Here is a 24,106-nt window from a genome sequence, read left to right as displayed (position 1 = left end):
ACCCGGGCCATCCTACATTCTACACGCTAGGAAAGGATTGCCCCCGCAATGCGCGATGAGAATGACAACCGCACACCCGATCCGGAAGGAAACGGTCCCAACCCGTGGATCAAGAGCCTCCTGGTCTGGGGCGGTGTATTCCTTGGCCTGTTGCTGGTCGTCTCGATGTTCGGAGGCGGAGGACAAAGCGCAGGCACCCAGCTGCTCTATTCGGACTTCAAGGAGAAGGTGGCCGAAGGGACGATCAAGTCGGTCGAGATTTCCGACGAGCAGATAACCGGGGTAACCAACGACAACGAACCGTTCAGCACCATTCCCGTCAAGGGCGACACGACGCTGACCCCGTTGCTTGAGGAAAACGGCGTCCAGTTCTCCGGCAAGGAAGCCGAAAACGGCAGCATGCTGGTTTATGCGCTGATCAATATCCTGCCATTCCTGCTGATCCTGGGCATCGCGTTCTTCGCGCTGCGCCAGGTGCAAAAGGGTGGCGGCGCAGGCGGTGCCATGGGCTTCGGCAAGTCGAAGGCCAAAATGCTCACCGAAAAGCAGGGCCGTGTGACGTTCGAAGACGTGGCCGGTATCGACGAGGCGCGCGAGGAACTGGAAGAAATCGTCGAGTTCCTCAAGGATCCGAGCCGTTTCTCCAAGCTGGGCGGTCAGATCCCCAAGGGCGCGCTGCTCGTCGGCTCGCCGGGTACGGGTAAGACCCTGCTCGCCCGCGCAATTGCTGGCGAGGCGGGTGTTCCCTTCTTCACCATTTCCGGTTCGGACTTTGTCGAAATGTTCGTCGGCGTCGGCGCGAGCCGCGTGCGCGACATGTTCGAACAGGCCAAGAAAAACGCGCCCTGCATCGTCTTCATCGACGAAATCGACGCGGTCGGCCGCAGCCGTGGTCACGGCCTCGGCAATTCGAACGACGAGCGCGAGCAGACGCTGAACCAGTTGCTGGTCGAGATGGACGGTTTCGAAGCCAACGAAGGAATCATCATTATTGCGGCGACCAACCGCCCCGACGTGCTCGACCCTGCGCTGTTGCGCCCGGGCCGCTTCGATCGTCAGGTCGTCGTGCCAGTGCCCGACATCGACGGGCGCGAGAAAATCCTCGCTGTCCATATGCGCAAGCTACCGCTCGCACCCGACGTGAACCCGCGCACCATCGCGCGCGGTACCCCCGGCTTCTCGGGCGCGGATCTCGCAAACCTCTGTAACGAGGCCGCCCTTCTGGCTGCGCGCCGCAACAAGCGCCTCGTTGCCATGCAGGAATTCGAGGACGCGAAGGACAAGGTCATGATGGGCGCCGAGCGCCGCAGCATGGTCATGACCGAGGACGAGAAGAAGATGACCGCCTATCACGAGGCAGGCCACGCGCTGGTCAGCCTCAACGAGCCGGCATCGGACCCGATCCACAAGGCGACGATTATCCCGCGCGGCCGCGCGCTGGGCATGGTCATGCGCCTTCCCGAACGGGACAACTACTCCTATCACCGCGACAAGATGCACGCGAACCTTGCCGTGGCCATGGGTGGCCGCGTGGCGGAGGAAATCATCTTCGGCCACGACAAGGTATCGAGCGGCGCTTCCGGAGATATCCAGTACGCTACCGACCTGGCCAAGAACATGGTGACCAAGTGGGGCATGTCCGACAAGCTCGGCCCGCTGATGTATGAGGAAAGCCAGGAAGGCTATCTCGGCATGGGTCAGACCGCTCGCACCATGGGCGGGGCAGAAACCAACAAGCTCATCGATGCGGAGATCAAGTCACTGGTCGAAGGTGGCCTTGCCCGCGCGCGCGAGATTCTCACCGCGCAGGAGGACAAGCTGCACCTCCTCGCCCAGGCCATGCTCGAATACGAGACCCTGACCGGCGAGGAAATCGATCAGCTGATGAAAGATGGCAAGATCGACCGTCCCGCTGAATCGAAGGGACCGGTTGCAGTCCGCCAGCCCGGCGGCAGTACGGTTCCGAAAGCCGGCAAGAAGTTCGGCGGATCGGGTGAAGGCGCCCCCGCCGGAGCCTGAACTTCACATTTCGAAGCAATGAGGGCGCCGAGCGGGAAACTCTCGGCGCCCTTTTTGCGTTCATTATAGACACGGACCGATTGAACGGTCGCCAGAATACAGGGACGAACCGATGAAACGCATGATCGCTACCAGCCTCGCTGCCGCAACCCTCCTCGGCCTTGCCGCATGTTCGGATCAAACGCAGGAAGATGCAGCACGCACGGCTGATCTTGCGGGCGACGACATCGAGGCAAATGCCGAAGTCGCAGGCGAGGTTCTCGAACAAGGCGCGAAGGAAGCCGCCGGTGCGGTTGCGGAAGGTGCTTCTAACCTAGAACGCCATATCGATGAAAACGATACGGAAACTCCGGGGCCGGCGCCTGTGCTCGGCGATGAGTTGAATGCCGATCGGGCCGATCCGAACGAGTGAACTAGAAAGCGCCCATCACCAGCAGCAGCTGGAGAAACAGCGTCAGAATCACCATGATGAACACAGTAAGGACCGCGAGCCTCCAGAACGCTGAAAAGCGTGACAGCCCGTAAGCCCCCCGAAGCTGCTTGTAGATATGGAGAGGCGGGACGAGCATGAGGGCAAGTGCGATCAGAGCCGTATGCAGCCCTGCAAGCCCTGCCAGAGTCACTGCTAGCACCAGCAAGCTCATGAAGCTGAGCGAATAGGTCACGAAAATGGCGTGATCATACGCCTTGAAGCGGCGTCGCCAGGCAAACAGTAACCACACAAAGGGGATGGATAGGGGGATCAGCAGCCAGCTGAATTTGTAAAAGTTGGTTTGCAATTTGTAGAGCATGAGCCCCGGGTTTTTGCGCCACTTGGCGACGATGCCCTGATCGATTGTCTCGATACCTGTCAGGCTCGTGGTCGAAGAGGCCCGTTTTCCGTCCCGATCGATGAAATCATAGTCTCTTCCGGTCTCGATGAACGCGATTGCTTCGTCGAGGCCGGCTATCTCGGTCTCCAGTTCTGCCCGTCGCTCGCTATCCGAGAGATCGGTTGCCGCGAGTTCTGCCTTCAATGCCTCGCGTGCGCCTTCGGCCCGTTCACGCACCTCCGCATTCGGGCTGCTCATGTCGGTGGGCGTCGAGATTCCCGCCATCTGGAAGATCGCGAACATGAGGAAGATGGAAAACAGGAACAGCGCCATCGGAGAAACGAAACGGGTCCGCTCCCCATCGATATAGCGGCGTGTAAGTTCGCCGGGTTTGAAGAACAGCTTGGGCAGCGTTTTCCACGTCCGCCCTTCGAAATGGAGCGCCCCATGCAGCAGGTCATGTAGAAATGCGCCGATTGTGCGGTGGAGGTGCGCCTGCTGTCCGCATTCGTGGCAATGCGAACCGATCAGCCCGGTCCCGCAATTGAGGCAGGTGCCCTCGGCGAAATGCCCCTGGACGAGCGGTGTCGGCTCACCGGTAACGGCCTGGTTACCTTTGCGCCCGACGACCTTCGCGAAGAGACCTCCCTCCGCTGCCGTTCCGATTGCTTCGCCGAAATCGCTCATTCCCACACCCTCCGGCGTTGCTATTAAACCGCATCACCAGACCTCGTCGAGGTCGAACATTGGCCTGTTTCTATGCACACAAATGCAAAAAGGCCGCGTCCCGATGGGGCGCGGCCTTTTCGTATCGAACGAGCGGAGGTTCAGCCTTCGTAGTCGGAACCGATCGAGGTCGAACGGGTCGGGGCCGAGGCGGTGATCCGCAGCGCCTCCGCCGACTGGCTGAGCGAACCTACTTCATCCATTTCGTCATCGTCGTCCGGCAGGATCTTCTGCAGGTTGGTGACGGCAGCTTCCTTCAGATCCTTAGGCTTCACGGTCTGCTCGGCAATCTCGCGCAGCGCCACGACAGGATTCTTGTCACGGTCACGGTCGATAGTCAGTTCCGCGCCGCCCGAAATCTCGCGAGCCCGCTGAGCAGCCAGCAGGACGAGATCGAAACGGTTTGGAATTTTGTCTACGCAATCTTCGACGGTAACGCGCGCCATGGGCACTCCGATGCAAAATCTGAAGAGAATCTTGGAAAGCGCGCCAAATAGGGATGGATCGGCCGATAGTCAAGGATTTGCGCAGTGCCGACAAGTCGCTAAGGCCGGGAAATGGGAGATACCGAAAGCACCTGCCCACCCACGCAATTCCGGGACCCGGAACCGTTCGAAATGGATGCGGCGGGTCAGCACCTGGCTTTCTATCCGGGCGGGATCGATCGCCGCATTGCTCTCTTCGAACTGGTCGAAGGTGCAAAAACCAGCATCGATGTCTGCTTTTACATTTTTGCCGAAGATACGGTCAGCACCGAATTTCGCGATGCGCTGGTGGCAGCCGCACGGCGCGGCGTAAAAGTGACGCTCATCGTGGACCGCTTCGGTGCGGCCGCAACCGAAAGCTTCCTGCGCCCGCTGACCGATGCCGGGGGAGCTTTCCTGTGTTTTTCTGCCAAGTGGACGCGCCGCTATCTCATTCGCAATCACCAGAAGCTGGTCATTGCAGACGGAAAACGGGCAATGTTCGGTGGGTTCAACATTGCCGACGATTACTTCGCGCCGCCTGAAGAAAACGGGTGGAACGATCTCGGCATCGTGATCGAAGGTCCGGCGGTCGATGGATTGAACGACTGGTATACAAAATTGCGCCAGTGGACCGAGCGCGAGGAGCAACATGCCCGCGAGATCGCCCGCACGGTACGCGACTGGAAATGGAAGGAAGCCGAAGTTACCTGGCTGGTCGGTGGGCCGACACGGGGGCTGTCGAGCTGGGCGCGCTGCGTGTCGGACGACCTCATAGAAGGCGACCGCCTCGACATGTTCATGGCCTATTTCAGCCCGCCCAAGAAGCTGCTTCGCCGGATAGGCCGGATCGCGCAGAAAGGTGACACACGCCTGCTGATGGCCGGAAAATCGGATAATGGAGCGACGATCGGAGCGAGTCGTTCGCTATACGATTACCTGCTGGCAAAGCGCGCGGAGATCTGGGAATTCGAGCCGTGCAAGCTCCATACCAAGCTCATCGTACTCGATGATGCAGTCTATCTGGGCAGCGCCAATTTCGACATGCGGAGCCTCTATATCAATCTCGAGCTGGTGCTGAAAATCGAAGATGCCGCGCTGGCGGAGCGTATGCGCGAGTTCGTCGGTCAGCACATCGCCGTATCGGAACGCATAACCATCCCGCTGCATAAACGCCGTGCGACCTTGTGGAACCGTATTCGCTGGAACCTCAGCTGGCTGCTGGTTTCGGTGATCGACTATACGGTCACCCGCAGGCTCAACCTCGGTATCTGAAATCTATTCGTAATCCTCGTAACCGCCGCGCAGTTCGGGCGAGGTGAACTTGGTGAATTCGCTCTGGAACAGCAGCGGTACGTTGCCGGTGGAACCGTGGCGCTGCTTGGCGACAATCAGTGTGGCGCGGTTCACCAGCTCGAGGTGACGCGCTTCCCAATCGGCATATTTCATGCGCGCCTCTTCGCTGCTGGTTTCGTCCGGCGTGTCGGGCTTGAGCGCGTTGTGATAATATTCGCCGCGATAGATGAACCATACCATGTCGGCATCCTGCTCGATCGAACCCGATTCGCGCAGGTCCGACAGTTGCGGGCGCTTGTCCTCGCGTTGCTCCACCGCGCGGCTTAGCTGCGACAGCGCTATGACGGGAACATGCAATTCCTTGGCGAGCGTCTTCAATCCGCGGCTGATCTCGGAAATTTCGTTCACGCGGTTGTCGTTTGCGCGGCCCGAACCCTGCAGCAGTTGCAGATAGTCGACTATGATCAGACCGATATCGTGGCGGCGCTTAAGACGCCGCGCGCGCGTGCGCAGTGCGCCGATGGTGAGGCCCGGCGTGTCGTCGATATACAGCGGCAGTTCGTTCAGTTCCTGGCTGGCGAAGGAGAGACGCTGGAACTCTTCCTTGCTCAGCTTGCCCGACCGCAGTTTTTCCGATGAAATTTCCGCCGTTTCGGCCAGGATACGCGTCGCCAGCTGGTCGGCGCTCATTTCGAGGCTGAAAAAGGCGGTCGCCGCGCCGGGGCTTTCGCTGCGCTCGATGCCGATCTTCTCGTCATCCATCAGCCGGCGCGCGGCATTGAAGGCGATATTGGTGGCGAGCGAGGTCTTGCCCATGCCCGGACGGCCTGCGAGGATCACGAGGTCGGAATTATGCAGGCCGCTGGTCTTGTCGTTGAGGGTTTCGAGCCCGGTGGTCTTGCCCGAAAACTTGCCGCCGGAATTGATCGCCGCCTCGACCATCTTGAGCGCGCCGAGCGCGGCAGTGCGGAAATCCTGTGCCTCGCTCCCGGTCGTGGCACCTTCGGCCACCTTGTAGAGATCGGCTTCGGCCTGGCTGATGCGGTCCATCGGTGCGACTTCGTCCGAAGTGTCCAGCGCGCCTTCGACGAGATTGCGTCCGACATGTACCAGCTCGCGCAGCAGGGCGAGATCGTAGATCTGTTCGGCCAGCTTGCCGGTGGCGAGCAGTCCCTGCCCGTCCATGGTGAGCTGCGCGAGGTAGGTCACCCCTCCCAGCTGCTTCATCGCCTCGTCGCTCTCGAAATAGGGCTTGAGGGTGACTGGCGTGGCCACCGAATTGCGATCGATCAGCTTGTGGATGCGCTCGTAGATTCGCTGGTGCACCGGCTCGTAGAAATGGTGCGGCTGCAGCGGGGTGTTGAGTTCCTGCACCACCTGGTTGTCGATCAGCACCGCACCGAGGAAGGCAGCTTCCGCTTCGACATTGCTCGGCAGGGTCTGGCCCTGCTTCTCGGCAGTTGGTGTCGAATCGGTTGCGGGAAAGAGAAGATCGGTTTCGGCCATGCGCGGCACCATGGCCGTCGGCGACTCTCTCCACAAGCGAACGAGTGTGCCGATTTGTCATCCTGACTTGTGGATAGCGTGGATTGTTTCGACAGGCCTTGCCCCGCCTCGTCGCAGTTGCGAAAGCAGCTTCGGACGATGAGCGATTCAACCACCCCTTCAGGCGACCAGCGCATTGCGAAGATCGATCTCGATGAAGAGACGATAATCTGGCGCAATGCCGATATCGAACAGGAACGGCGCATCGCGATCTTCGACCTGATCGAAGAAAATACATTCAAGCCGGTGCGCGCGGCCGAACGCGGGTCGGCCGGCCCCTATCACCTGCGTCTCGCCGTACGCGACGGGCGGCTTCTCATGACCATCGCGGACAGCGAAGATAACGTGCTGGAGGAACTGCTGCTCGGCCTCGCCCGCTTCCGCCGCCCGATCCGTGAATATTTTGCCATCTGCGACAGCTATTACCAGGCGATCCGCAAGGCGACACCGGGCGAGATCGAGACGATCGACATGGCGCGCCGGGGCGTACACAACCGCGCGGCCGAATTGTTGCTCGAGCGGCTGGAAGGCAAGGTCGAAACCGATTTCCCCACCGCCCGCCGCCTGTTTACCCTCATCTGCGTCCTGCACATCAAGGGCTGACCGGCGATGGCGAAACGCAAGAAGACCCGTGGAGGCCTCCTGATCAAGCTGCTGCTGCTCGCAGGCCTGATCGGAGCAGGCTATTGGCTGTATCTTCAATACGAGCAGCAGGGCTGGCGACCAGACGATCAGGCCTATCCGGACCAGGGCGCCCTGATCGGCGAGAGCGATGGCGCGGTCGATTTTGAGGTCCTGAAGGGTCTGGGGGCCGAGTTCGTCTATCTCGAGGCCAGTCGCGGCGCGCGCGGCAAGGACGCCAATTTCTCGCGCAATCTCGCCGCGGCGCGCGAGGCCGGATTGCAGGTCGGTGCAGTCCATCTGTTCGATCCGTGTGAAACCGCCGACGGGCAATCGGCGAATTACGTCACTATCGTGCCGCGCGATGCCGACCTGCTGCCTCCTGCGATCCGGCTGTCGCGTATGACTGACGAGTGTCCCGAGAGTGTTTCCGAAGCGGCGGTGCAGAGCGAGTTGCTGACGCTCGTCAACCAGATCGAATCGCATACCGAAGCTCCAGTCGTGCTCGCGCCGAGCGAGGAGTTCGAGGATCGCTATCGGCCCGCACGCCGCCTCGAACGTGCGCTCTGGCTGGATGGTGACATGAAGGAACCCGATTATGGCGGACGTCCGTGGACGGTCTGGACCGCCAATTCGTCCTATCTCAGTGAAGCGGCCGAGAAGCCCTTGCGCTGGCTGGTCGTGCGACCGTAGAGCCGCAATCATGACTGACGACGACCTGATCGCTGCTGCCCGCAAGGCCACCGAAAATTCCTATTCCCCCTATTCGAATTTCGCAGTGGGCAGCGCATTGCGCTTTGCGGACGGGAGCGTGGTGACCGGCACCAATATCGAGAACGCCAGCTATGGCCTTGCGCTTTGCGCCGAAACGGTCGCGGTATCGAAGGCCATGGCAGACGGGATTCGCGGCGGACTGGAAGCGGTCGCAGTGACCGGGCCGGGCGACGAACCGATTACCCCTTGTGGCCGCTGCCGACAGGTTCTCAACGAGCTCGCGCAACTGGGCGGGACCGATCCGCTGATCCTGTGCGTGGGGTCCCAAGAGGTACACCGGGTGAAGCTCAGCGAGCTCCTTCCGCAAGCATTCGGGCCCGCCAGCCTCGTATGATCGACCGGCGCGCCGCCATCGGCGGTCTGGCCGCACTGTCTCTGGCGACTGCAGCACCTTCGCTCGCTCACGTCCCCTCTCGCCCCAGGTCGCGTCGCAAGCCGCGGCGCATCACGCTTGGCGATACAGTGGGCCTTGTGGCCCCGGCCAGCGCGGTGAGCGACGAGGAGATAGCCTTCGCCCAGCATAATATCCGTGGCATGGGACTGGTGCCGAAACTCGGTTCCAGCGTCACCGCAATAGATGGCTATCTCGCCGGGACGGATCGCCAGCGTGCCAGCGATCTCGAGGCAATGTTCGCCGACGAAAGCGTAAGTGCGATCTTCGCCATTCGCGGCGGCTGGGGCGGGGCGCGGCTGCTCCAGATGCTGGACTGGGATCTGATCCGCGAGAATCCGAAGCTCCTCATCGGCTATAGCGATGTGACCTCGCTACACCTCGCGATTGCGGCGAAGACAGGCTTCGCCACCCTCCATGCGCCCAATGCTGGCAGTCCCTGGCCCAAGGCAAGCTGGGAAAGCTTGTGGCGGCTAGCTTTCACGGGCGAGACGCCGGTTCTACGCACCGGAATCGAACTCGCACAGGGGCCGCAAGGAAGGACGATCCGCACGGGCATGGCGCGCGGCAGATTGCTGGGTGGTAATCTGACCGTTCTCTCTACCCTGATGGGCTCTCCTTACGTTCCCGATTTTAGCGGAGCGATCCTGTTTCTCGAAGACGTGAACGAAGAAGAATACCGGATCGACCGGATGCTGCAGCAACTCTCGCTGGCAGGCGTGTTGGGCCAGCTATCCGGCGTGGTTTTCGGCCGGTGCCGCAGCTGCGCGAACTCCGATCCGGATTACGCGGGCCAGACGCTCGACGATTTGCTCACTGCCTATCTGGAACCGCTAGGCATTCCTGCGTTCACAGGCGCGAACATCGGCCATCATCGCGGACAATTGAGCCTGCCCCATGGCGGGATGGTGGAAGTGGACGCCGATGCGCGCACGATCGCCCTCTTGGAGCCGATCGTGCGCTGAGTTCGCCGGGCGCGGCTCAGATGCCGCGCTCGTCCATCCATTCGACCAGTGAAGCAAGGCAGTCGCGGGCCAGCATCTTGCAGCGTTCCGGACTCCAGCCCTGTTCGGGTTCCGGATCTGCCTTGTTATCCTTGTAGGGCATTTCCAAGGTCATCGCGGTCGCGCCGAAGCGTTCTGCAACCTGATTGGTGCTCATGGAGAGGTTGGCCTTGCCCGGGGCGGCCTTGGTATAGCCGAATTCGGTCTGGAAATCGGGAGTACGGCGGTCGAGGATGCGTTCGTAGCTATAATAGCGCTCCCCATGCTCCTCGGTCCAGGAGGGGATGCCTTCGTAGCCGGCAAGAAAACTGACCGGGATCGCTTCGTCACCATGCACGTCCATGGCGAAATCGACGCCGGTCTTGTCCATGTAGTTGCGAATGGCGAGCACTTCCGGACTGCGTTCGGCGCTGGGGTTTTCCCATTCGCGGTTCAGGTTTGCGCCCGCCGCGTTCACGCGCAAGTTCCCCCGCTTCGAACCGTCCGGGTTGCAATTGGGTACGATATGCAGGCGGCAACGCTGGCGCAGTTTGCGCCCGACGCTGTCGGATGGATCGGTGAGCACTTCCAAGGCGCCCTCCATCCACCATTCGGCCTGCGTTTCGCCCGGGTGCTGACGGGCGTAAAGCCACACGTTGAAACTGCCTTCGCCCATCTCGAGGCAATCGATCGGCTGGCCGTCCAGCGTATTGCCGAGGTGAATGTGGGCCACGCCTTCGGAGGCCGCGGCCTCGGCCACGAGATCGTGATGGCGCTCCATCGAATAGGGCGCAAAATAGGCGAACCAGGCGATGTCGCTCGCGGGCGTATATCGGATCGTCAGCGTGCCGCCTTCTTCGCTTTCGTCGTAGGTCGAAGTGGCGCGGCCCCAATAGTCGCGATCTTCCGATACGCAGGCGTCGTAGTCCGGCCAGCCGCCGGGATAGGCGCTATCCGAAAGCTGGGTGATCTTGAGGACGAGTTCGCGGCCGGCAGCGCCCGAAACGCGGAAGTGGAACCACTGCTTGAACTCGCTATTCGTATCCCGGGGGATTGCCAGCCGGGCGTTGGCGCCTTCTACCGACAGGACTTCGATATTGCCGCTGTCGAAAGCGGAATCGATCCGGATATCACTCACTCGGAAACCTCAATTTCTACTGTTTCGCCATTGTTGCCGGGGAATTCGCTGAACAGCGCGGCGGCGACCGTCTGGGCGTTCGCCTGCGATTGCGCAAGGGGCGAATTGTCTGCCACACGGAAGTCGGCGCGGCCTTCCCACAGGTTCTGCGAAGTTGCTGCATCGCGAATTGTCACAGCCAGCTGGGTGCCGACCTGATCGCGCTGACCCCCGCCAAGATTGATGCCGAGTCCGACCCCGACGCCGGAACCATATGTTCCGGTGCTGCCGCCTACGCCGACACTCACGGGAGAGCGCCGACCCTCGGCAGTCATCACGTATCTTTCGATGGAAACGGTCGCGATCTGGGAGGCGGAGCGACGCTCGCTCTCGCTATAGCCGAGGCGCCGCAGTTCCTCTGCGACTGCGGATTTATAGGGTGCCGCGGAAAGACTGTCGGCTTCCATGCCCTCGGCGCTTTCCACGAAAATACTGCCTTGGCCCAGCCGATCGCTGGCTTCGGATGCGACGAAGCGCGTTACCTCGACCGGGCCGGGAGTGGTTGCGCAGGCCGCAAGCGTCATGGCAGCGAGAGTGGCGGCGGCGGCGGATCTCAATGTCATTATGCGACCTTTCTTGCTTTCTTGCATTGGGGAAGTCTTTCTCCAACGCCCGGGCTGCGACAAGGCTCCGTCGCGCGATGATCTTGGTATAATCATCACTCACGCGCTGCAATGGGAGCGCCAGCTCTCCAAAATTCGCGGAAAAGCTTGACCAGAATCGGCACTGCCTCTAACGGGCGCGCTTGAAATTGGCGCGTCGGGGCACAATCTCCGGCGCGTATTTATTTGCAGAGAGAAACGATGAAGATCCGCAACAGCCTCAAATCGCTCAAGAGCCGTCACCGCGATTGCCGCGTGATCCGTCGTCGCGGCCGCACTTACGTCATCAACAAGACCAACCGTCGCTTCAAGGCCCGCCAGGGCTAAGCTTCGGCTGCGCGCGGGCCGTCCTGCGCGATTGTCTACCGATCGGCCCGGCTCCGAAGGGAGCGCGGGCCGTTCGCATTTGGGGAACCAGCATTATGAACCGTCAGCGGGTCGACGCCGTCGTTTTCGACGTCGGGCGCGTGCTTTACCAATGGGACCTGCGCCATTTGTTCGAAAAGGTGATCGACGATCCCGCGCGGCTGGAACGGATTCTGAACGAGGTCGTCACCGAGGAATGGCATTTCGAGCATGATCGCGGACGTCTGCTGGACGAGATGATTGCTGAACGGATCGCTCTTTATCCGGAATTCGAAGCAGCCATTCGGGTCTATCGCAGCCGCTTCAACGAGACGATTCCCGGACCTGTTCCCGGCAGTCACGCCTTGGTCGAGCGGCTCCATGCAGGGGGCGTGCCGCTATTCGCCATAACCAATTTCGGGGCGGAGTTCTGGGCGCGATTTGCCCCGCACGAACCGATCTTCGACCGATTCCGTGAAATTGTGGTTTCCGGGGTCGAGCGGATCGCAAAGCCCGATCCGGCTATCTTTATGCTGTCGGCGGAGCGCTTCGGCTACGCGCCGCCGGCCATGCTCTTCATCGACGACAATCCCGAAAATATCGCATCAGCGCAGAACTGTGGCTGGCAGGTGCATCACTTCACCGATGCGGAGTTGCTCGAGGAGGATCTGTCGGCGCGCGGCCTGATCTGACGAAAAAGCCCCGGCGGTTATCGCCGGGGCTTGAAGGCCCACCCTGATGGAGAGGGGGTGGGAGGGATCGGGACGGTTCAGCCGTTGCACTTCGCCAGCTTGTCAGCTTCGAGCGCTTCGCCCTTGGCGGTGAAAGCGACCACTTCACCGGTATCGCGCTGAAGTTCGCGGCAAACGCGCAAGGGACGCGAAGTGCCCTTCGGTGCGACGCAGGTCGTTCCCCGGCAGGTCCAGGCGACACCACCGGCGATCACAGTGCGTTCGGTTGCGGGCTGCGAGAGTTCAGCGGTATAGAACGGCGCATTGCTGCGTGCTTCGGCTGCGCTCGGCGCAACAAGGGCGCCGAAGCCAGCGGCCGTGTAGAGGATAGCGGCGCCGAAGACGCCTAGCTTGGCGGAGGGAGAGTTGGAGAGGGAGAGGGTCATGTCGAAACCTTTCGGTGGATGCATTTTTAACAACAGCAATTGCGAAAACAGCAACTAAGTTTCGATTTGCAACTGGTTGCGAATCACTACTTATGCTTATAGGTTTCGTAATGCAACTCATTTTTCTAAATATTTGGCTTCAGCGGATTTTGCGCTAGACAGGTTGCAGGAAGAGGACTGATTTCTATGGGCGATATCCGCGAACCGCTGCGCGAACTGACCGAATGCGGTCTGCCACAGGCGCTTGAGGTCATGGGCGAACGCTGGAGTTTCATGATCCTGCGCGCCAGCTTCAACGGCCTGCATCATTTCGAGGAATTCCTCAGCGAACTGGGTATCGCTCGCAATATCCTCTCGAACCGGCTGGCAAAACTGGTCGAGCATGGAATTCTCAAACGCGATCCCTGTCCCGACGATCGCCGCAAGATCGAGTACCGCCTGACTGAAAAGGGCTTCGATCTGCTGCCCGCCATGGTTGCGCTGCGCCAGTGGGGTCAGAAATACGGGGCCGAAGTGATCGAAAACCCCGTTCTCGTGGATGAACGTGACCGGCTTCCTATCGGCCCGACCTCCATCCTGAGCCATGACGGGCGGATTCTCGGCCCCCAGGATCTCCATCTGGTCGAGCGTGCAAATCTCGGCATACGCGCCGACGGAAGCAAGGCTGCGCAGGGTGAACCCCTGGATCGTGGATCCGTGGTGGATCTTGCTGCCGACCGTCGCAAGCGCGACGCAGCCTGAATCCGGAGCGGCGGGGTAAATTCCACCGAAAAATGGTTGTCGCCAGGGCGAGGCCCACCCTTAACGGGCCTATGGCGTCGTGACGTCAAATGGCGAATTTCCGAGTGACGTCATCGTTAAAACCATCGCAACACCTTTCTGGCATACCTTGCGGTGAATCGGGGCACATGCCCGTTTGAGCCGGACAGAAACGTGATCGAAATCGAAGTTCAGAACGAGACCCACCAGACGCAATTCCGCATCAAGGCGATGGCCGTGCCGCGCATTGGTGAAGGGTTGCGCCTGAAGGAACCCGACGGAACCTGGGCAAGCTACGATGTGCTCGACGTATGGTACCAGCAGGCCGACTTCGGCGAAATCTGGGTGCCCTATCTGCATGTGCGCACCACGCCCGGTGATGGCGGGGCTTTGGAGACACCGAGCGCGGGGGCGACCCATATGCCCGACCAGGCAATGCCGATCGCCGATTTCCTCGCGAAATTCGAAGGCGACCACGAGCACGAGACTGTCCGCCTCAATCTCGACATGAGCGAGGAAGGCTGAGGCCGCTAATCATTGTGAACTTATAGAATGGCTGTCCGGTTGGGCGGCCATTCCCATTTCAAGACCACTTGAAAAACCGGAGTCGGGCTGTATTATATGGCTATGACACCCGATCTCGTTAAGGCGCTTGCGCCAGTCGTTCTGCTCAGCGGCTGCAGTGCCGTTTCGCCGAATTCTACGATTTCATCGGCTTTGGTTGGCCCTGGTGAACTCTGTCAGACCGGTGTTTATCGCGCAAACTCCGCGGAGTTCCTTGCGCTGACACGGTCGGGCGATGACTTTTCTTATATGTTCAGCGACGGCACCCCCGGAACGATCGGAACGGAGGACGCCCGGGTCGCATGTGAAGGCGATGTCGTGTCCGTTGACGAGACGGAGGCCTGGGCCAAAGTCGTCGCCAAGGAAACAAACACCCGGTTCCGTTCGGGCGATGCGCTACTCGCAGGGCGTCTGATGGAGCCGCCGAACGCAGGGTCTAACACTCCTTTGGTGGTCTTCGCCCATGGTTCGGAAAGCGTCGGCTGGATTGATCGTGCGGGCGATCCGTATCAGATGCTAGGCCGCGGCGTTTCCGTGTTCGTTTATGACAAACGGGGAACCGGCCGTTCGGAGGGGCGATATTCACAGAATTTCCCGCAACTTGCTGATGATCTGGTCGCGGCGTCCCGTGAGGCCCGGCGATTGGCAAAGGGCCGTTTCGGTCGATTTGGTTTGGTTGGGCTAAGTCAGAGTGGCTGGATCGCACCGCTCGCATCCAATCGCGCTGGGGCGGAGTTCATCGGAATTGGTTACGGCATCGTCGCCGACATTCGCGAAGAAGATGCCGCGCAGGTCCAGAAAGAGCTGCGTGATGCGGGTTACGGACCCGACGTGCTGACAATCGCTAGCGAGATAACGAAGATTACCGCTTTGGTCGCTTCCTCGGATTACAAGGAGGGTCTTGAAGAACTTTCGCGCTTCCAGCAGCTTTATTCAAATGAGCCATGGTATGCGCTGATAAAGGGCGGTTACACTGGGGTTTTTCTTAACAGCGATGTCGAAGAACTGCGCAAGAACGGCGTGCAGCAGTTCAACGATCTCAATATCGATTGGTCGCTTGATCCGGTGGCAATCATGCGCGCCGTGGATGCCCCGCAGCTCTGGGTCTTGGCTGGCGAGGATCGCGAGGCACCGATCGAATTGAGCCTGGATCGACTAGGTGCTCTAAAGGACGAGGGTAAAGACATCGCGCTTTATGTCTTTCCTGACACCGACCATGGCATGTGGGAGTATGAAGAGCTGGAAGACGGCACACGTTCGTACCAGCGAGTGACGCTTGGCTTTTATGATCTCTTGGCCGATTGGGCGAACGACGCCGTTGAGGGACAATATGGCACTTCTTATAAAATCGAAAACTAGGGTGCAGCAGATTTCATGCCCGCGGCGGTTGCCTGCGGTAGCTCAGCGCCTCGGCCACATGAATACGGCCTACTTTCTCTGCGCCTGAGAGATCGGCGATCGTCCGGGCGACCCGCAGCATGCGGGTATAGCTGCGGGCCGAAAGGCGCATCGCGCTTGCGGCCTGCATCAGCAGTTCGCGGCCCTTTTCGTCGGGACCGGCGATCTCTTCGAGCGCGTCGCCCTCCAGTTCCGCATTGGTGCGCGCGCCGCTTTTCTCTGCACGTTCCGTCTGGATCGCACGCGCCTTCGCCACGCGCGCGGCAACTTCCGCGCTCCCTTCCGATGGTGGTGGTAACGCCAGATCGGCAGCGCTGACCGGATCCACTTCGACATGCAGGTCGATACGGTCGAGCAGCGGGCCCGACACTTTCGACTGATAATCGGCGGCACATTTGGGTGCGCGGCTGCAGGCCAGCGCGGGATCGCCCAGATGGCCGCAGCGGCACGGGTTCATGGCGGCAACCAGCTGGACGTTCGCCGGAAAGCTTACATGCGCATTGGCGCGCGCGACATCGACCTTGTTCGTTTCGAGCGGCTGGCGCAGCGAATCGAGCACGGCGCGCTGGAATTCGGGGAGCTCGTCCATGAACAGCACGCCGAGATGCGCGAGACTGACTTCGCCCGGCTTGACCTTCAGCCCGCCGCCGGTCAGCGCGGCCATGCTTGCCGAATGATGCGGCGCGCGGAAGGGGCGGGCGCGGCTGATCCGGCCTTCCTCGAGCAGGCCAGCGACCGATTGAACCATGCTCACTTCCAGGGCTTCCTGCGGCGAAAGCGGAGGAAGTATACCCGGCAGGCAACTGGCCAGCAGAGACTTCCCTGCGCCGGGCGGACCGATCATCAATAAATTGTGACCACCGGCGGCCGCGATCTCGAGCGCGCGCTTGGCGGTTTCCTGTCCCTTCACCTGTTTGAGATCGGGCGCGCGGCCGGGCTCTTCCACGAGACCGCGTTCGGGATCGGGCAGCAGGCTCGTGCCCTTGAGATGGTTGAGCAGGCTGGCAAGGTCCGGCGCGGCGAGGATGGGGACGTCGCTTGCCCATTTGGCTTCCGAGCCCTGTGCCGCAGGACAGATGAGTCCCTTTTCTTCCTCGCTCGCATGGATGGCCGCAAGCAATACGCCGGGCGAGGGGGCGATCCGCGCATCGAGCGCCAGTTCGCCCACCACGATCCAGTCCGCCAGCTGCTCGGCATCGGTGATGCCCATCGCGGCGAGCACGGCAAGCGCGACCGGGAGATCGTAATGCGAGCCTTCCTTGGGCAGGTCGGCGGGGGACAGGTTGATGGTGATCCGCTTGGGCGGCAGGGCAAGACCCATCGATGAAAGCGCGGCGCGTACCCGCTCCTTGCTTTCGCCCACCGCCTTGTCGGCCAGACCGACGATGTTGAAATTTGGCAGGCCGGGCGCGAGCGAGCACTGCACTTCCACCGCGCGCGCTTCCAACCCGAGATAGGCCACCGTCCGGACCAGTGCGACCACGCAAATACCCCCAAACCCCTGTCTGAATTTGACGCTCTGGCAAGAAGCGCAGATATTGTCGAGACTTGGCTTATCGAGGACGCTGCGCCGAGGTTTGAGGCTTGACCTTGAGGGCACATTCTCTTAAGCGCGCCCACCTGTGAGCGGTCGCCCGTTGCGGCGGCCCTTTTTTGTCGGAGCGATTCGCCCGGCAGCAACTATGGATTTTAAAGGACTTTCCGATGAAGCGGACTTTCCAGCCTTCGAACCTGGTACGCGCCCGTCGCCACGGTTTCTTCGCCCGCAAGGCAACTCCGGGTGGCCGCAAGGTGCTCCGTGCACGTCGCAACCGCGGCCGCAAGAACCTCTGCGCTTGATCGACTGATTGGCCGCGCCACGGTGCGGCTTCAATCGCGACAGTCAAACGGGCTCCCATTGGGGGCCCGTTTTGCGTATCTGCACTCGATGCACCCGAGCCTCTCCGTCATCCGCAAGCGTAGCGACTTTCTCGCTGCCAATAGCGGACTGCGCAATGCGAAGCCGGGATTCGTGCTGCTGACGCGCCCGAACGAGGGCAAGGGCAAGCGTTACGGGATCACCGTGACCAAGAAGATCGGCAATGCCGTCGTGCGCAACCGCATGAAGCGGCGCTTCCGCGAACTGCTCTGGGCGGCATTGCCCGAAGCCGGCCTGCCCGATCACGATCACATCCTCATCGGCCGCGAAACCGGGGTGGAGCGCGATTTCGCAAAGCTGGAAGACGAACTCCAGGCTGCGCTCGCCCGTGCTGCCCGCGGCGAGGGCGACCGCGCCCGGCGGCCCCGTCACCAGCGATCGCGACGTGCATGAAATACCTTCTCATCTGGATCGCCCGCGGCTGGCAGCTCGGCCCCAGTCGCATCCTGCCGCCCACTTGCCGTTTCACGCCATCGTGCAGCCAATACGCCATCGAGGCCCTGCAAAAATACGGGGCAATCAAGGGTGGATGGTTGGCGTTCAAGCGGCTATTGCGCTGCCAACCCTGGGGGGGCTGCGGCCACGATCCAGTACCCTGAGCTTATCGCGCGGGGGTGCTGTCTTGACGTAGCAACACACCCGGCCCATCTGACCGAATACAACCACCAACGGGATCGACCTTGGAAAACTCTCGCAATTTCGTGCTCGTCCTGACCTTGTCGCTGGCCGTCCTGATCGGCTGGCAGTGGGCCATGGACTATTTCTATCCGCAGCCCGACGAAGTGCCCGTTACGGCCGAACAGGTCGATACGCCAGCCGAACAGGCCGCCGTCGCGGCAAGCGGTGAAATCGGCGGCGGGGCGACTCCTACGGTCGATCTTGCCACTTCGCTGGGCTCCGCGCAGCGCGTGGCCATCGATTCGCCGAAGGTCGCGGGCTCGATCAACCTGCAGGGTGCCTTCCTCGATGATGTGGTGCTCAAGGATTATGCCGCCACTCCGGATGCCGACAGCGAACCGGTCCGCATTTTTGCGCCCCGCGGCACGGCGGTCCAGCAGTATTCGCAGTTCGGCTTCCTGCTCAACGGGCAGAAGATTTCCGACGATGCCGTGTGGCAGGCCGATGGCGGAACCCTCAGCCCGGGAAATCCGGTCACGCTCAGCCATGATGCCGGCAATGGCGTGACGGTCGAACTTACCTATTCGATCGACGAGAATTACATGGTCAGCGTCGAGCAGGCGATCTCGAACGGCAGCGGAGTGCCCGTTGTGGCGCAGCCTTACGGGCTGGTCGGACGCACCAGCACGACGGCGAGCGACGATTTCTTCATTGCCCATTCCGGTCCGATCGGATCCTTCGGCCAGAGCGTCGATTACGACTATGATTACGACGACGTCGAAGAAGCCGGCAAGGTAAGTCCGGCCGGCGCGCCCGACTGGATCGGCTTCACCGACATCTACTGGCTGGCCGCGCTGGTGCCGCAGCAGGACGCGGCGCCCGACGCGACATTCCGCTCGCTCGGGGCGGATACCTATCGCGCCGACATGATCTACGATCCGGTAACCGTTCCGGCGGGGCGCAAATATACCACTACCTCGCGCCTCTTTGCCGGGGCCAAGGACAGTGAAATCCTCGACTCCTATCAGGATGCCGGGATCCCGCAGTTCGGTCTCGCCATCGACTGGGGCTGGTTCCGCTGGTTCGAGAAGCCATTCCTCTGGCTGCTCAAGAACATTTTCGAAATCGTCGGCAATTTCGGCGTCGCCATCATTATCCTGACGATCATCGTGCGCGGGCTGATGTTCCCCATCGCGCAGAAGCAGTTCGGCTCCATGGCGGCGATGAAGGCGATCCAGCCGAAGATGAAGGCGCTGCAGGAAAAGCACAAGGACGACAAGCTGAAGCAGCAGCAGGAAATGCAGAAGCTGTTCAAGGAAGAACAGGTCAATCCGCTCGCCGGCTGCCTGCCGCTGATCCTGCAGATCCCGATCTTCTTCGCGCTCTACAAGGTGCTCTACCTCGCGATCGAGATGCGCCACCAGAACTTCCTCTGGATCGAGGATCTGTCCGCGCCCGATCCGGCGACCATCCTCAACCTGTTCGGCCTGCTGCCGTTCACGCCGCCCAGCTTCCTTGCCATCGGCGTGCTTGCCGTTCTGCTCGGCGTGACCATGTGGCTGACGTTCAAGCTGAACCCCAGCGCGATGGACCCGATCCAGCAGCAGGTGTTCTCGATCATGCCCTGGGTGCTGATGTTCATCATGGCGCCGTTCGCCGCAGGTCTGCTGCTCTACTGGGTAACCTCGAACATCCTGACGCTGGCCCAGCAGAAGTACCTTTATTCCAAGCATCCGCAATTGAAGGCGGCTGCAGAGAAGGAAAAGGCCGAAAAGGCCGCTGCTGCCGCCAAGGCCGACGGCTGATGACCGACGAAGAAGCCGCCGAACAGGCCCTGCTGGAGCGGCGCGCGACCAAGCTGTTCTCGGGCCGGGTGGAGTTCCTCCTCTCGGCCCCGCAGCTCAAGTTTCTGCCCGAACCCACGGTGCCGGAAATCGCCTTTGCCGGGCGTTCCAATGTCGGCAAGAGCTCGCTGCTCAACGCGCTGACGGGGCGCAAGAAGATCGCCCGTGCGTCGGTGACGCCAGGACGCACGCAGGAACTCAACTTCTTCGAGGTGGGCGAGCCCACGCAGTTCCGCCTCGTCGACATGCCCGGTTACGGCTTTGCCAAGGCGCCGGTGAAGGTGGTCGAGAAGTGGAAGGCCCTCGTGAAGACCTATTTGCGCGGGCGGCAGGTGCTGGTCCGCAATCTCGTGCTGGTGGATAGCCGCCACGGGCTGAAGGACGTCGACCGCGAGATGATGAAGATGCTCGACGAGGCCGCGGTCGGCTACCGCGTGGTCCTGACCAAGGCGGACAAGATCAAGGCCAGCGAACTCGAAAAGACCGTCGCCGCGGTCGAAGCCGAGACGAAGAAGCACGTCGCAGCCTATCCGCAGATCCACGTGACCAGTGCGGAGAAGGGCATGGGGATCGCGGAACTGAGGGCTGCGGTGCTGCGGGACGCCGGAGTCTGACGAACGTCGGTTTGCGGCCAGGCCGCCGCCCTGCTTACTCTGAAGGAAAGCCGCCCCGCGTCCTGTTGGCGATGGCTACCAGCGACAGCATGACCGGCACTTCGACAAGAACGCCGACGACGGTCGCAAGGGCGGCGCCACTGCCCAATCCGAACAGGCCGATTGCGACTGCCACGGCCAGTTCGAAGAAATTGGACGTGCCAATCAGCGCGCACGGCGCGGCCACCGCATGCGGCACCTTCCATGCCTTTGCCGCAGCGTAGGCGATAAAGAAAATGCCATAGCTCTGGACGATGATCGGAACGGCGATCAGGGCGATGAGCAAGGGGTCGGAAACGATGGTTTCGGCCTGGAAACCGAACAATAGCAGCACCGTCAGCAGCAGGCCGACGATCGACAGCGGTTTCATGCGCGAGGTAAAATCCGATACCGCGCTTTCGTCGCCCCCGTGGCTGGCGAGCAAGCGGTGGCGCACGAAGGCCCCGGCGGCCAGCGGCACGACGACATATAGCCCGACGGACAGGAGCAGCGTTTCCCACGGCACGGAAATGTCGGTCACGCCCAGCAACAGCGCAACGAGCGGCGCAAAGGCGATGATCATGATGAGATCGTTCGCCGCCACCTGCACCAGCGTATAGGCGGGATCGCCCTTCGTCAGTTGCGACCATACGAAAACCATGGCGGTACAAGGCGCCGCGCCAAGCAGGATCAGCCCGGCAATATATTGCTGTGCGTCGGCCGGGTCGATCAGGTCGGCGAATACCACTTCGAAGAACAACACGCCCAGTGCGGCCATCGTAAACGGCTTGATCAGCCAGTTGACCACCAGCGTGATGATCAGGCCCTTCGGCTTGTCCCCCACGCGGCGCACCGCCCCGAAATCCACCGCGACCATCATCGGAAAGATCATCGCCCAGATCAGCAGGGCGACTGCCAGATTCACCGAAGCGTACTCGATGGACGCGAGCAGGGCGAAGGCGCCGGGCATCAGATTGCCCAGGATAATCCCGGCAAGGATCGCCGCGGCCACCCAGACGGATAGCCATTTCTCGAACAGGCCCAGGCCCGCCGCGCGGGCGTCGATTTCCGCAGTGGCCGCAGTCATTATGCGTCCGCTTCCTGCCCGATGGCATGCAAGCTGTCGCGCAAGGCGACCTGTTCGAGGCTGGCAACCGGCAATGCCAGCATCAGGTCGATGCGCCGCTTGAGCATGCGGAAGGCCTCGAGGAAGGCTGCGGCCTTTTCGGCATCGCTTCCCTCGACGGCGGCGGGGTCGGGGATGCCCCAGTGCGCGCTGGTCGGGCGGCCGGGCCAGACCGGGCAGGTTTCCGCCGCCGCGCTGTCACAGACGGTGAAGATGAGGTCGAATTCCGGGCCATCGGCAAACTCGCCCCAGCTCTTGGAGGAATAGCCCTCTGCCGGATAACCCAGGGTCTTGAGCGTATGGATCGCCCAGGGGTTGACCTTGCCGGTGGGATTGCTTCCGGCACTGTAGGCCTTGAAGCGGCCCGCGCCGTCATGATTGAGGATTGCCTCCCCCAGGATGGAGCGGGCGGAATTGCCCGTGCACAGGAACAGCACGTTCAGCGGTCGGTCGGACATGGTTCGCCTCAGCAGCAGGTGGATTTGGCCGGAGCCATTTGCGGTACGCAGCAGGCGCTGTTCGCGGCATTGGCCGAAGCCAGCTGGTCGAGGTCGGGATTGCCGCCATAGACCGTGCTCTCGCCGTCGGTCAGGAAAGCTTCCCATACCACCCCGTCAGGATCGGCGATCCAGCTCTTTTCCGACTGCGCATAGCAGCAGGTGGTCGCGCCTTCTTCCAGCACGGGTCGGTCGGCGGCCCGCAGGCGGCCATAGACTTCTTCCAGTTCCTGCCTGTCTTCTACCTGCAGCCCGACGTGCTCGATGCCCTTAACCGCATCCTCGCGCGCGGATATGGCGAAGTTGATCCGCGGATCGTCCAGCATCCATTTGGCGTAATCGGCCTTCACGACGCTCGGCTCGCTGCCGAACAGGCTCGAATAGAAGGCGATGGATTTGTCGACGTCGGACACCCCGACATGCACATGGAAGCGTTTCATCAGGCGATCTTTCTTTGCTCGGTGGGAAGACAGGCGGCATCCTCGGAACAGGACATGCCGCCGCAGCAGTTTTCGGTGAGGTAGCCCATCAGCTTGTTCATTGCGGCATAGTCGGCCGAATAGATGATGGAGCGGCTTTCGCGGCGCTGAGTGACCAGCCCGGCATTGGCAAGCTGGGCCAAGTGGAAGCTCATGGAAGAGGGCGGAACCTCGAGCTTCTCGGCAAGCAATCCAGCGGCAACGCCTTGCTCACCCGCCTGTACCAGCAGGCGGAACGCGGCGAGGCGGTGTTCCTGCGCAAGAGCTGACAGGGCGCGGATCACGTGGTCGGACTGCATCAGTTACTCCAATGATTCGATAAATGTCGAAATATGGAATAATGAGCGCCGGGTCAAGCCCCTGTGACTGCTTTTGCGTTTGCGGACAGCCGCCCACGCGGGTTTCGGGTGGTCAGCCGCTTGGTTCAGAGTCTGCTTTGGAGTGGAGAGCGGACATGTCACCACACCCGCTCAGCCTGAGCTTGTCGAAGGCCACTCGCCGAGGTTAATCCCTTGGAATGACCTTCTTCACTTACCTGCTCCGGTGCAACGATGGGAGCTATTATGCAGGCCATACGGAGGATCTGGATCTGCGCTTGGCCCAGCATCGGAACGGAGCGTTCGGAGGTTACTCAGCCAAACGCCTGCCCGTGGAGATGGTATGGTCTCAGGATTTTCCGACGCGAGAAGAAGCCTTTAACGCGGAGCGCCAACTCAAGGGCTGGAGTAGAGCGAAGAAGGAGGCTCTTATTGCTGGCGATTGGGACAGAGTTTCAAACCTCGCCAGAAACCGCCAGCGTTGAGGCTCTCGTTGCCGGCTCCCTGCCCGTGGCCTTCGACAGGCTCAGGCTGAGCGGATGCGGGGAATGACCGCAATCGCGTCGTTGGCGCACATGCCGCTTTTTGGCGCATCGCCAGCTTGTTGATCGAGGCGTCACGAATTAGGGTGGTCAGCGGACGGTGCCTTCGCTAGCCCACAAGAGACCGCTCTTCTTGATCTGATCTTCCGAGACTATGCGATCAAAGCGCTTCCAAAATGGGTCTGAATAATGAGCTTGTATCTCGGACAGCCGGGGGAATCGTCCGGCGCGATACATTGTAAGCAAATCCAACTTCAACGAACGGAATGCTCGCTCACCTTCTGTTTCCTTGAAGTCGGATAGTCCCGCGTCGAAATCCGCATACAACTCATCGGCCATCTGGTGCCAGTAGTTTGCCATGAAATTGTCGAATGCGGAGTGATTATCGTTCGAACCAGATTGCAATGTCAACCACCGTCTCAAGAGCTACCCCGCTCTAATGACCTCCTCGAATGGCGGCAATTGATGACGTGGACGGCTCTCCATCCTCGGGGGATAATTTCCCTCCAGTGAGTCGGAAAGGAGAGCAGAGATGGAGAC

General features: G+C 61.2%; 30 protein-coding genes. 18 read left to right on the top strand and 12 right to left on the bottom strand.

Annotated features, from left to right (window positions below):
- Nucleotides 1-48 precede the first annotated feature (48 nt).
- Nucleotides 49-2,019, top strand: a complete 1,971-nt coding sequence (ftsH, locus tag K3180_RS04230) for an ATP-dependent zinc metalloprotease FtsH (RefSeq protein WP_221538434.1) — start codon at nucleotides 49-51, stop codon at nucleotides 2,017-2,019.
- A gap of 112 nt (nucleotides 2,020-2,131) precedes the next feature.
- Nucleotides 2,132-2,431 (top strand): hypothetical protein, encoded by a 300-nt coding sequence (locus tag K3180_RS04225; RefSeq protein ID WP_221538433.1) that lies wholly within the window; start codon nucleotides 2,132-2,134, stop codon nucleotides 2,429-2,431.
- A gap of 1 nt (nucleotide 2,432) precedes the next feature.
- Here the strand turns inward: K3180_RS04225 and K3180_RS04220 are convergent, their stop codons facing one another.
- Nucleotides 2,433-3,518 carry a DUF3667 domain-containing protein gene (locus tag K3180_RS04220; RefSeq protein ID WP_221538432.1) on the bottom strand — a complete coding sequence of 362 codons (1,086 nt, stop codon included), beginning with the start codon at nucleotides 3,516-3,518 and terminating at the stop codon, nucleotides 2,433-2,435.
- 140 nt (nucleotides 3,519-3,658) lie between these two features.
- Nucleotides 3,659-4,003, bottom strand: a complete 345-nt coding sequence (gene rpoZ / locus K3180_RS04215) for a DNA-directed RNA polymerase subunit omega (protein ID WP_221538431.1) — start codon at nucleotides 4,001-4,003, stop codon at nucleotides 3,659-3,661.
- 111 nt (nucleotides 4,004-4,114) lie between these two features.
- On the opposite strand from rpoZ, the gene K3180_RS04210 reads away from it, so the two are divergent.
- Entirely contained in the window at nucleotides 4,115-5,296 is a 1,182-nt protein-coding gene (locus K3180_RS04210) for a phospholipase D-like domain-containing protein (RefSeq protein WP_221538430.1), read from the top strand.
- Between the two features lie 3 nt (nucleotides 5,297-5,299).
- On the opposite strand, the gene K3180_RS04205 is transcribed toward K3180_RS04210, so the two are convergent.
- A complete protein-coding gene (locus tag K3180_RS04205; RefSeq protein ID WP_221538429.1) occupies nucleotides 5,300-6,823 on the bottom strand; it encodes a replicative DNA helicase in 1,524 nt (507 codons plus the stop codon).
- A gap of 138 nt (nucleotides 6,824-6,961) precedes the next feature.
- On the opposite strand from K3180_RS04205, the gene K3180_RS04200 reads away from it, so the two are divergent.
- The 4 genes from K3180_RS04200 to K3180_RS04185 are packed head-to-tail and all read left to right on the top strand — an operon-like array spanning nucleotide 6,962 to nucleotide 9,613.
- Entirely contained in the window at nucleotides 6,962-7,465 is a 504-nt protein-coding gene (locus K3180_RS04200) for a UPF0262 family protein (RefSeq protein WP_221538428.1), read from the top strand.
- 6 nt (nucleotides 7,466-7,471) lie between these two features.
- Nucleotides 7,472-8,176: a glycoside hydrolase family 25 protein gene (locus K3180_RS04195; protein ID WP_221538427.1), complete on the top strand. Its 705-nt coding sequence runs from the start codon at nucleotides 7,472-7,474 to the stop codon at nucleotides 8,174-8,176.
- A 10-nt stretch (nucleotides 8,177-8,186) separates the two neighbouring features.
- Nucleotides 8,187-8,591, top strand: a complete 405-nt coding sequence (locus K3180_RS04190) for a cytidine deaminase (RefSeq protein ID WP_221538426.1) — start codon at nucleotides 8,187-8,189, stop codon at nucleotides 8,589-8,591.
- A complete protein-coding gene (locus tag K3180_RS04185) occupies nucleotides 8,588-9,613 on the top strand; it encodes a S66 peptidase family protein (protein ID WP_221538425.1) in 1,026 nt (341 codons plus the stop codon). The genes K3180_RS04190 and K3180_RS04185 overlap by 4 nt, the downstream gene beginning before the upstream one ends.
- Before the next feature lie 16 nt (nucleotides 9,614-9,629).
- Here the strand turns inward: K3180_RS04185 and K3180_RS04180 are convergent, their stop codons facing one another.
- Both K3180_RS04180 and K3180_RS04175 read right to left on the bottom strand, forming a co-directional pair.
- A complete protein-coding gene (locus K3180_RS04180) occupies nucleotides 9,630-10,769 on the bottom strand; it encodes a M14-type cytosolic carboxypeptidase (protein ID WP_221538424.1) in 1,140 nt (379 codons plus the stop codon).
- Nucleotides 10,766-11,371: a DUF4136 domain-containing protein gene (locus K3180_RS04175; RefSeq protein ID WP_221538423.1), complete on the bottom strand. Its 606-nt coding sequence runs from the start codon at nucleotides 11,369-11,371 to the stop codon at nucleotides 10,766-10,768. The genes K3180_RS04180 and K3180_RS04175 overlap by 4 nt, the downstream gene beginning before the upstream one ends.
- A 240-nt stretch (nucleotides 11,372-11,611) precedes the next feature.
- On the opposite strand from K3180_RS04175, the gene ykgO reads away from it, so the two are divergent.
- Nucleotides 11,612-11,737, top strand: coding sequence for a type B 50S ribosomal protein L36 (gene ykgO / locus K3180_RS04170; protein WP_006833921.1), 126 nt, complete (start codon nucleotides 11,612-11,614; stop codon nucleotides 11,735-11,737).
- 95 nt (nucleotides 11,738-11,832) lie between these two features.
- Nucleotides 11,833-12,447 carry an HAD family hydrolase gene (locus tag K3180_RS04165; protein ID WP_221538422.1) on the top strand — a complete coding sequence of 205 codons (615 nt, stop codon included), beginning with the start codon at nucleotides 11,833-11,835 and terminating at the stop codon, nucleotides 12,445-12,447.
- A gap of 77 nt (nucleotides 12,448-12,524) precedes the next feature.
- On the opposite strand, the gene K3180_RS04160 is transcribed toward K3180_RS04165, so the two are convergent.
- The gene (locus K3180_RS04160; protein ID WP_221538421.1) at nucleotides 12,525-12,872 is read right to left on the bottom strand and encodes a DUF8200 family protein; all 348 of its coding nucleotides are present in this window, start codon (nucleotides 12,870-12,872) and stop codon (nucleotides 12,525-12,527) included.
- A gap of 186 nt (nucleotides 12,873-13,058) precedes the next feature.
- Between K3180_RS04160 and K3180_RS04155 the strand changes: the two genes are divergently transcribed.
- The 3 genes from K3180_RS04155 (at nucleotide 13,059) to K3180_RS04145 (ending at nucleotide 15,554) form a co-directional block, all read left to right on the top strand.
- Nucleotides 13,059-13,613, top strand: a complete 555-nt coding sequence (locus K3180_RS04155; protein ID WP_221538420.1) for a winged helix-turn-helix transcriptional regulator — start codon at nucleotides 13,059-13,061, stop codon at nucleotides 13,611-13,613.
- Between the two features lie 192 nt (nucleotides 13,614-13,805).
- Nucleotides 13,806-14,156, top strand: coding sequence for a hypothetical protein (locus tag K3180_RS12865; RefSeq protein WP_345719423.1), 351 nt, complete (start codon nucleotides 13,806-13,808; stop codon nucleotides 14,154-14,156).
- A gap of 102 nt (nucleotides 14,157-14,258) precedes the next feature.
- Complete coding sequence (locus tag K3180_RS04145) at nucleotides 14,259-15,554, top strand: alpha/beta hydrolase family protein (RefSeq protein WP_221538419.1); 1,296 nt, start codon at nucleotides 14,259-14,261, stop codon at nucleotides 15,552-15,554.
- 13 nt (nucleotides 15,555-15,567) lie between these two features.
- Here the strand turns inward: K3180_RS04145 and K3180_RS04140 are convergent, their stop codons facing one another.
- A complete protein-coding gene (locus K3180_RS04140) occupies nucleotides 15,568-17,076 on the bottom strand; it encodes a YifB family Mg chelatase-like AAA ATPase (protein ID WP_221538418.1) in 1,509 nt (502 codons plus the stop codon).
- Nucleotides 17,077-17,297: 221 nt separating this feature from the next.
- On the opposite strand from K3180_RS04140, the gene rpmH reads away from it, so the two are divergent.
- The 5 genes from rpmH (at nucleotide 17,298) to yihA (ending at nucleotide 20,587) form a co-directional block, all read left to right on the top strand.
- Nucleotides 17,298-17,432, top strand: a complete 135-nt coding sequence (rpmH, locus tag K3180_RS04135; RefSeq protein WP_090478272.1) for a 50S ribosomal protein L34 — start codon at nucleotides 17,298-17,300, stop codon at nucleotides 17,430-17,432.
- Between the two features lie 88 nt (nucleotides 17,433-17,520).
- Complete coding sequence (gene rnpA, locus K3180_RS04130; RefSeq protein WP_221538417.1) at nucleotides 17,521-17,904, top strand: ribonuclease P protein component; 384 nt, start codon at nucleotides 17,521-17,523, stop codon at nucleotides 17,902-17,904.
- A complete protein-coding gene (gene yidD, locus K3180_RS04125; protein ID WP_221538416.1) occupies nucleotides 17,901-18,110 on the top strand; it encodes a membrane protein insertion efficiency factor YidD in 210 nt (69 codons plus the stop codon). The genes rnpA and yidD overlap by 4 nt, the downstream gene beginning before the upstream one ends.
- 81 nt (nucleotides 18,111-18,191) lie before the next feature.
- A complete protein-coding gene (gene yidC / locus K3180_RS04120; RefSeq protein ID WP_221538415.1) occupies nucleotides 18,192-19,934 on the top strand; it encodes a membrane protein insertase YidC in 1,743 nt (580 codons plus the stop codon).
- Nucleotides 19,934-20,587, top strand: a complete 654-nt coding sequence (gene yihA, locus K3180_RS04115; protein ID WP_221538414.1) for a ribosome biogenesis GTP-binding protein YihA/YsxC — start codon at nucleotides 19,934-19,936, stop codon at nucleotides 20,585-20,587. The genes yidC and yihA overlap by 1 nt, the downstream gene beginning before the upstream one ends.
- A 34-nt stretch (nucleotides 20,588-20,621) precedes the next feature.
- On the opposite strand, the gene arsB is transcribed toward yihA, so the two are convergent.
- The 4 genes from arsB to K3180_RS04095 are packed head-to-tail and all read right to left on the bottom strand — an operon-like array spanning nucleotide 20,622 to nucleotide 23,006.
- Nucleotides 20,622-21,692 carry an ACR3 family arsenite efflux transporter gene (arsB, locus tag K3180_RS04110; RefSeq protein WP_221538413.1) on the bottom strand — a complete coding sequence of 357 codons (1,071 nt, stop codon included), beginning with the start codon at nucleotides 21,690-21,692 and terminating at the stop codon, nucleotides 20,622-20,624.
- Entirely contained in the window at nucleotides 21,692-22,189 is a 498-nt protein-coding gene (locus tag K3180_RS04105) for an arsenate reductase ArsC (protein WP_221538412.1), read from the bottom strand. The genes arsB and K3180_RS04105 overlap by 1 nt, the downstream gene beginning before the upstream one ends.
- 8 nt (nucleotides 22,190-22,197) lie before the next feature.
- Nucleotides 22,198-22,668, bottom strand: coding sequence for an ArsI/CadI family heavy metal resistance metalloenzyme (locus K3180_RS04100; RefSeq protein WP_221538411.1), 471 nt, complete (start codon nucleotides 22,666-22,668; stop codon nucleotides 22,198-22,200).
- On the bottom strand, nucleotides 22,668-23,006 hold the full coding sequence (locus K3180_RS04095) for an ArsR/SmtB family transcription factor (protein WP_221538410.1): 339 nt from the start codon (nucleotides 23,004-23,006) through the stop codon (nucleotides 22,668-22,670). Before K3180_RS04095 ends, K3180_RS04100 begins: the two co-directional genes overlap by 1 nt.
- Before the next feature lie 218 nt (nucleotides 23,007-23,224).
- Here K3180_RS04095 and K3180_RS04090 point away from each other — a divergent pair, with 218 nt between their 5' ends.
- On the top strand, nucleotides 23,225-23,509 hold the full coding sequence (locus K3180_RS04090; RefSeq protein WP_221538409.1) for a GIY-YIG nuclease family protein: 285 nt from the start codon (nucleotides 23,225-23,227) through the stop codon (nucleotides 23,507-23,509).
- Nucleotides 23,510-23,656: 147 nt separating this feature from the next.
- Here K3180_RS04090 and K3180_RS04085 read toward each other — a convergent pair whose 3' ends face one another.
- The gene (locus K3180_RS04085) at nucleotides 23,657-23,905 is read right to left on the bottom strand and encodes a hypothetical protein (RefSeq protein ID WP_221538408.1); all 249 of its coding nucleotides are present in this window, start codon (nucleotides 23,903-23,905) and stop codon (nucleotides 23,657-23,659) included.
- Nucleotides 23,906-24,106 lie beyond the last annotated feature (201 nt).

The sequence above is a fragment of the Qipengyuania huizhouensis genome, assembly GCF_019711635.1.
GTDB lineage: Bacteria > Pseudomonadota > Alphaproteobacteria > Sphingomonadales > Sphingomonadaceae > Qipengyuania > Qipengyuania huizhouensis.
This window is presented reverse-complemented; position numbering and strand designations above follow the sequence as displayed.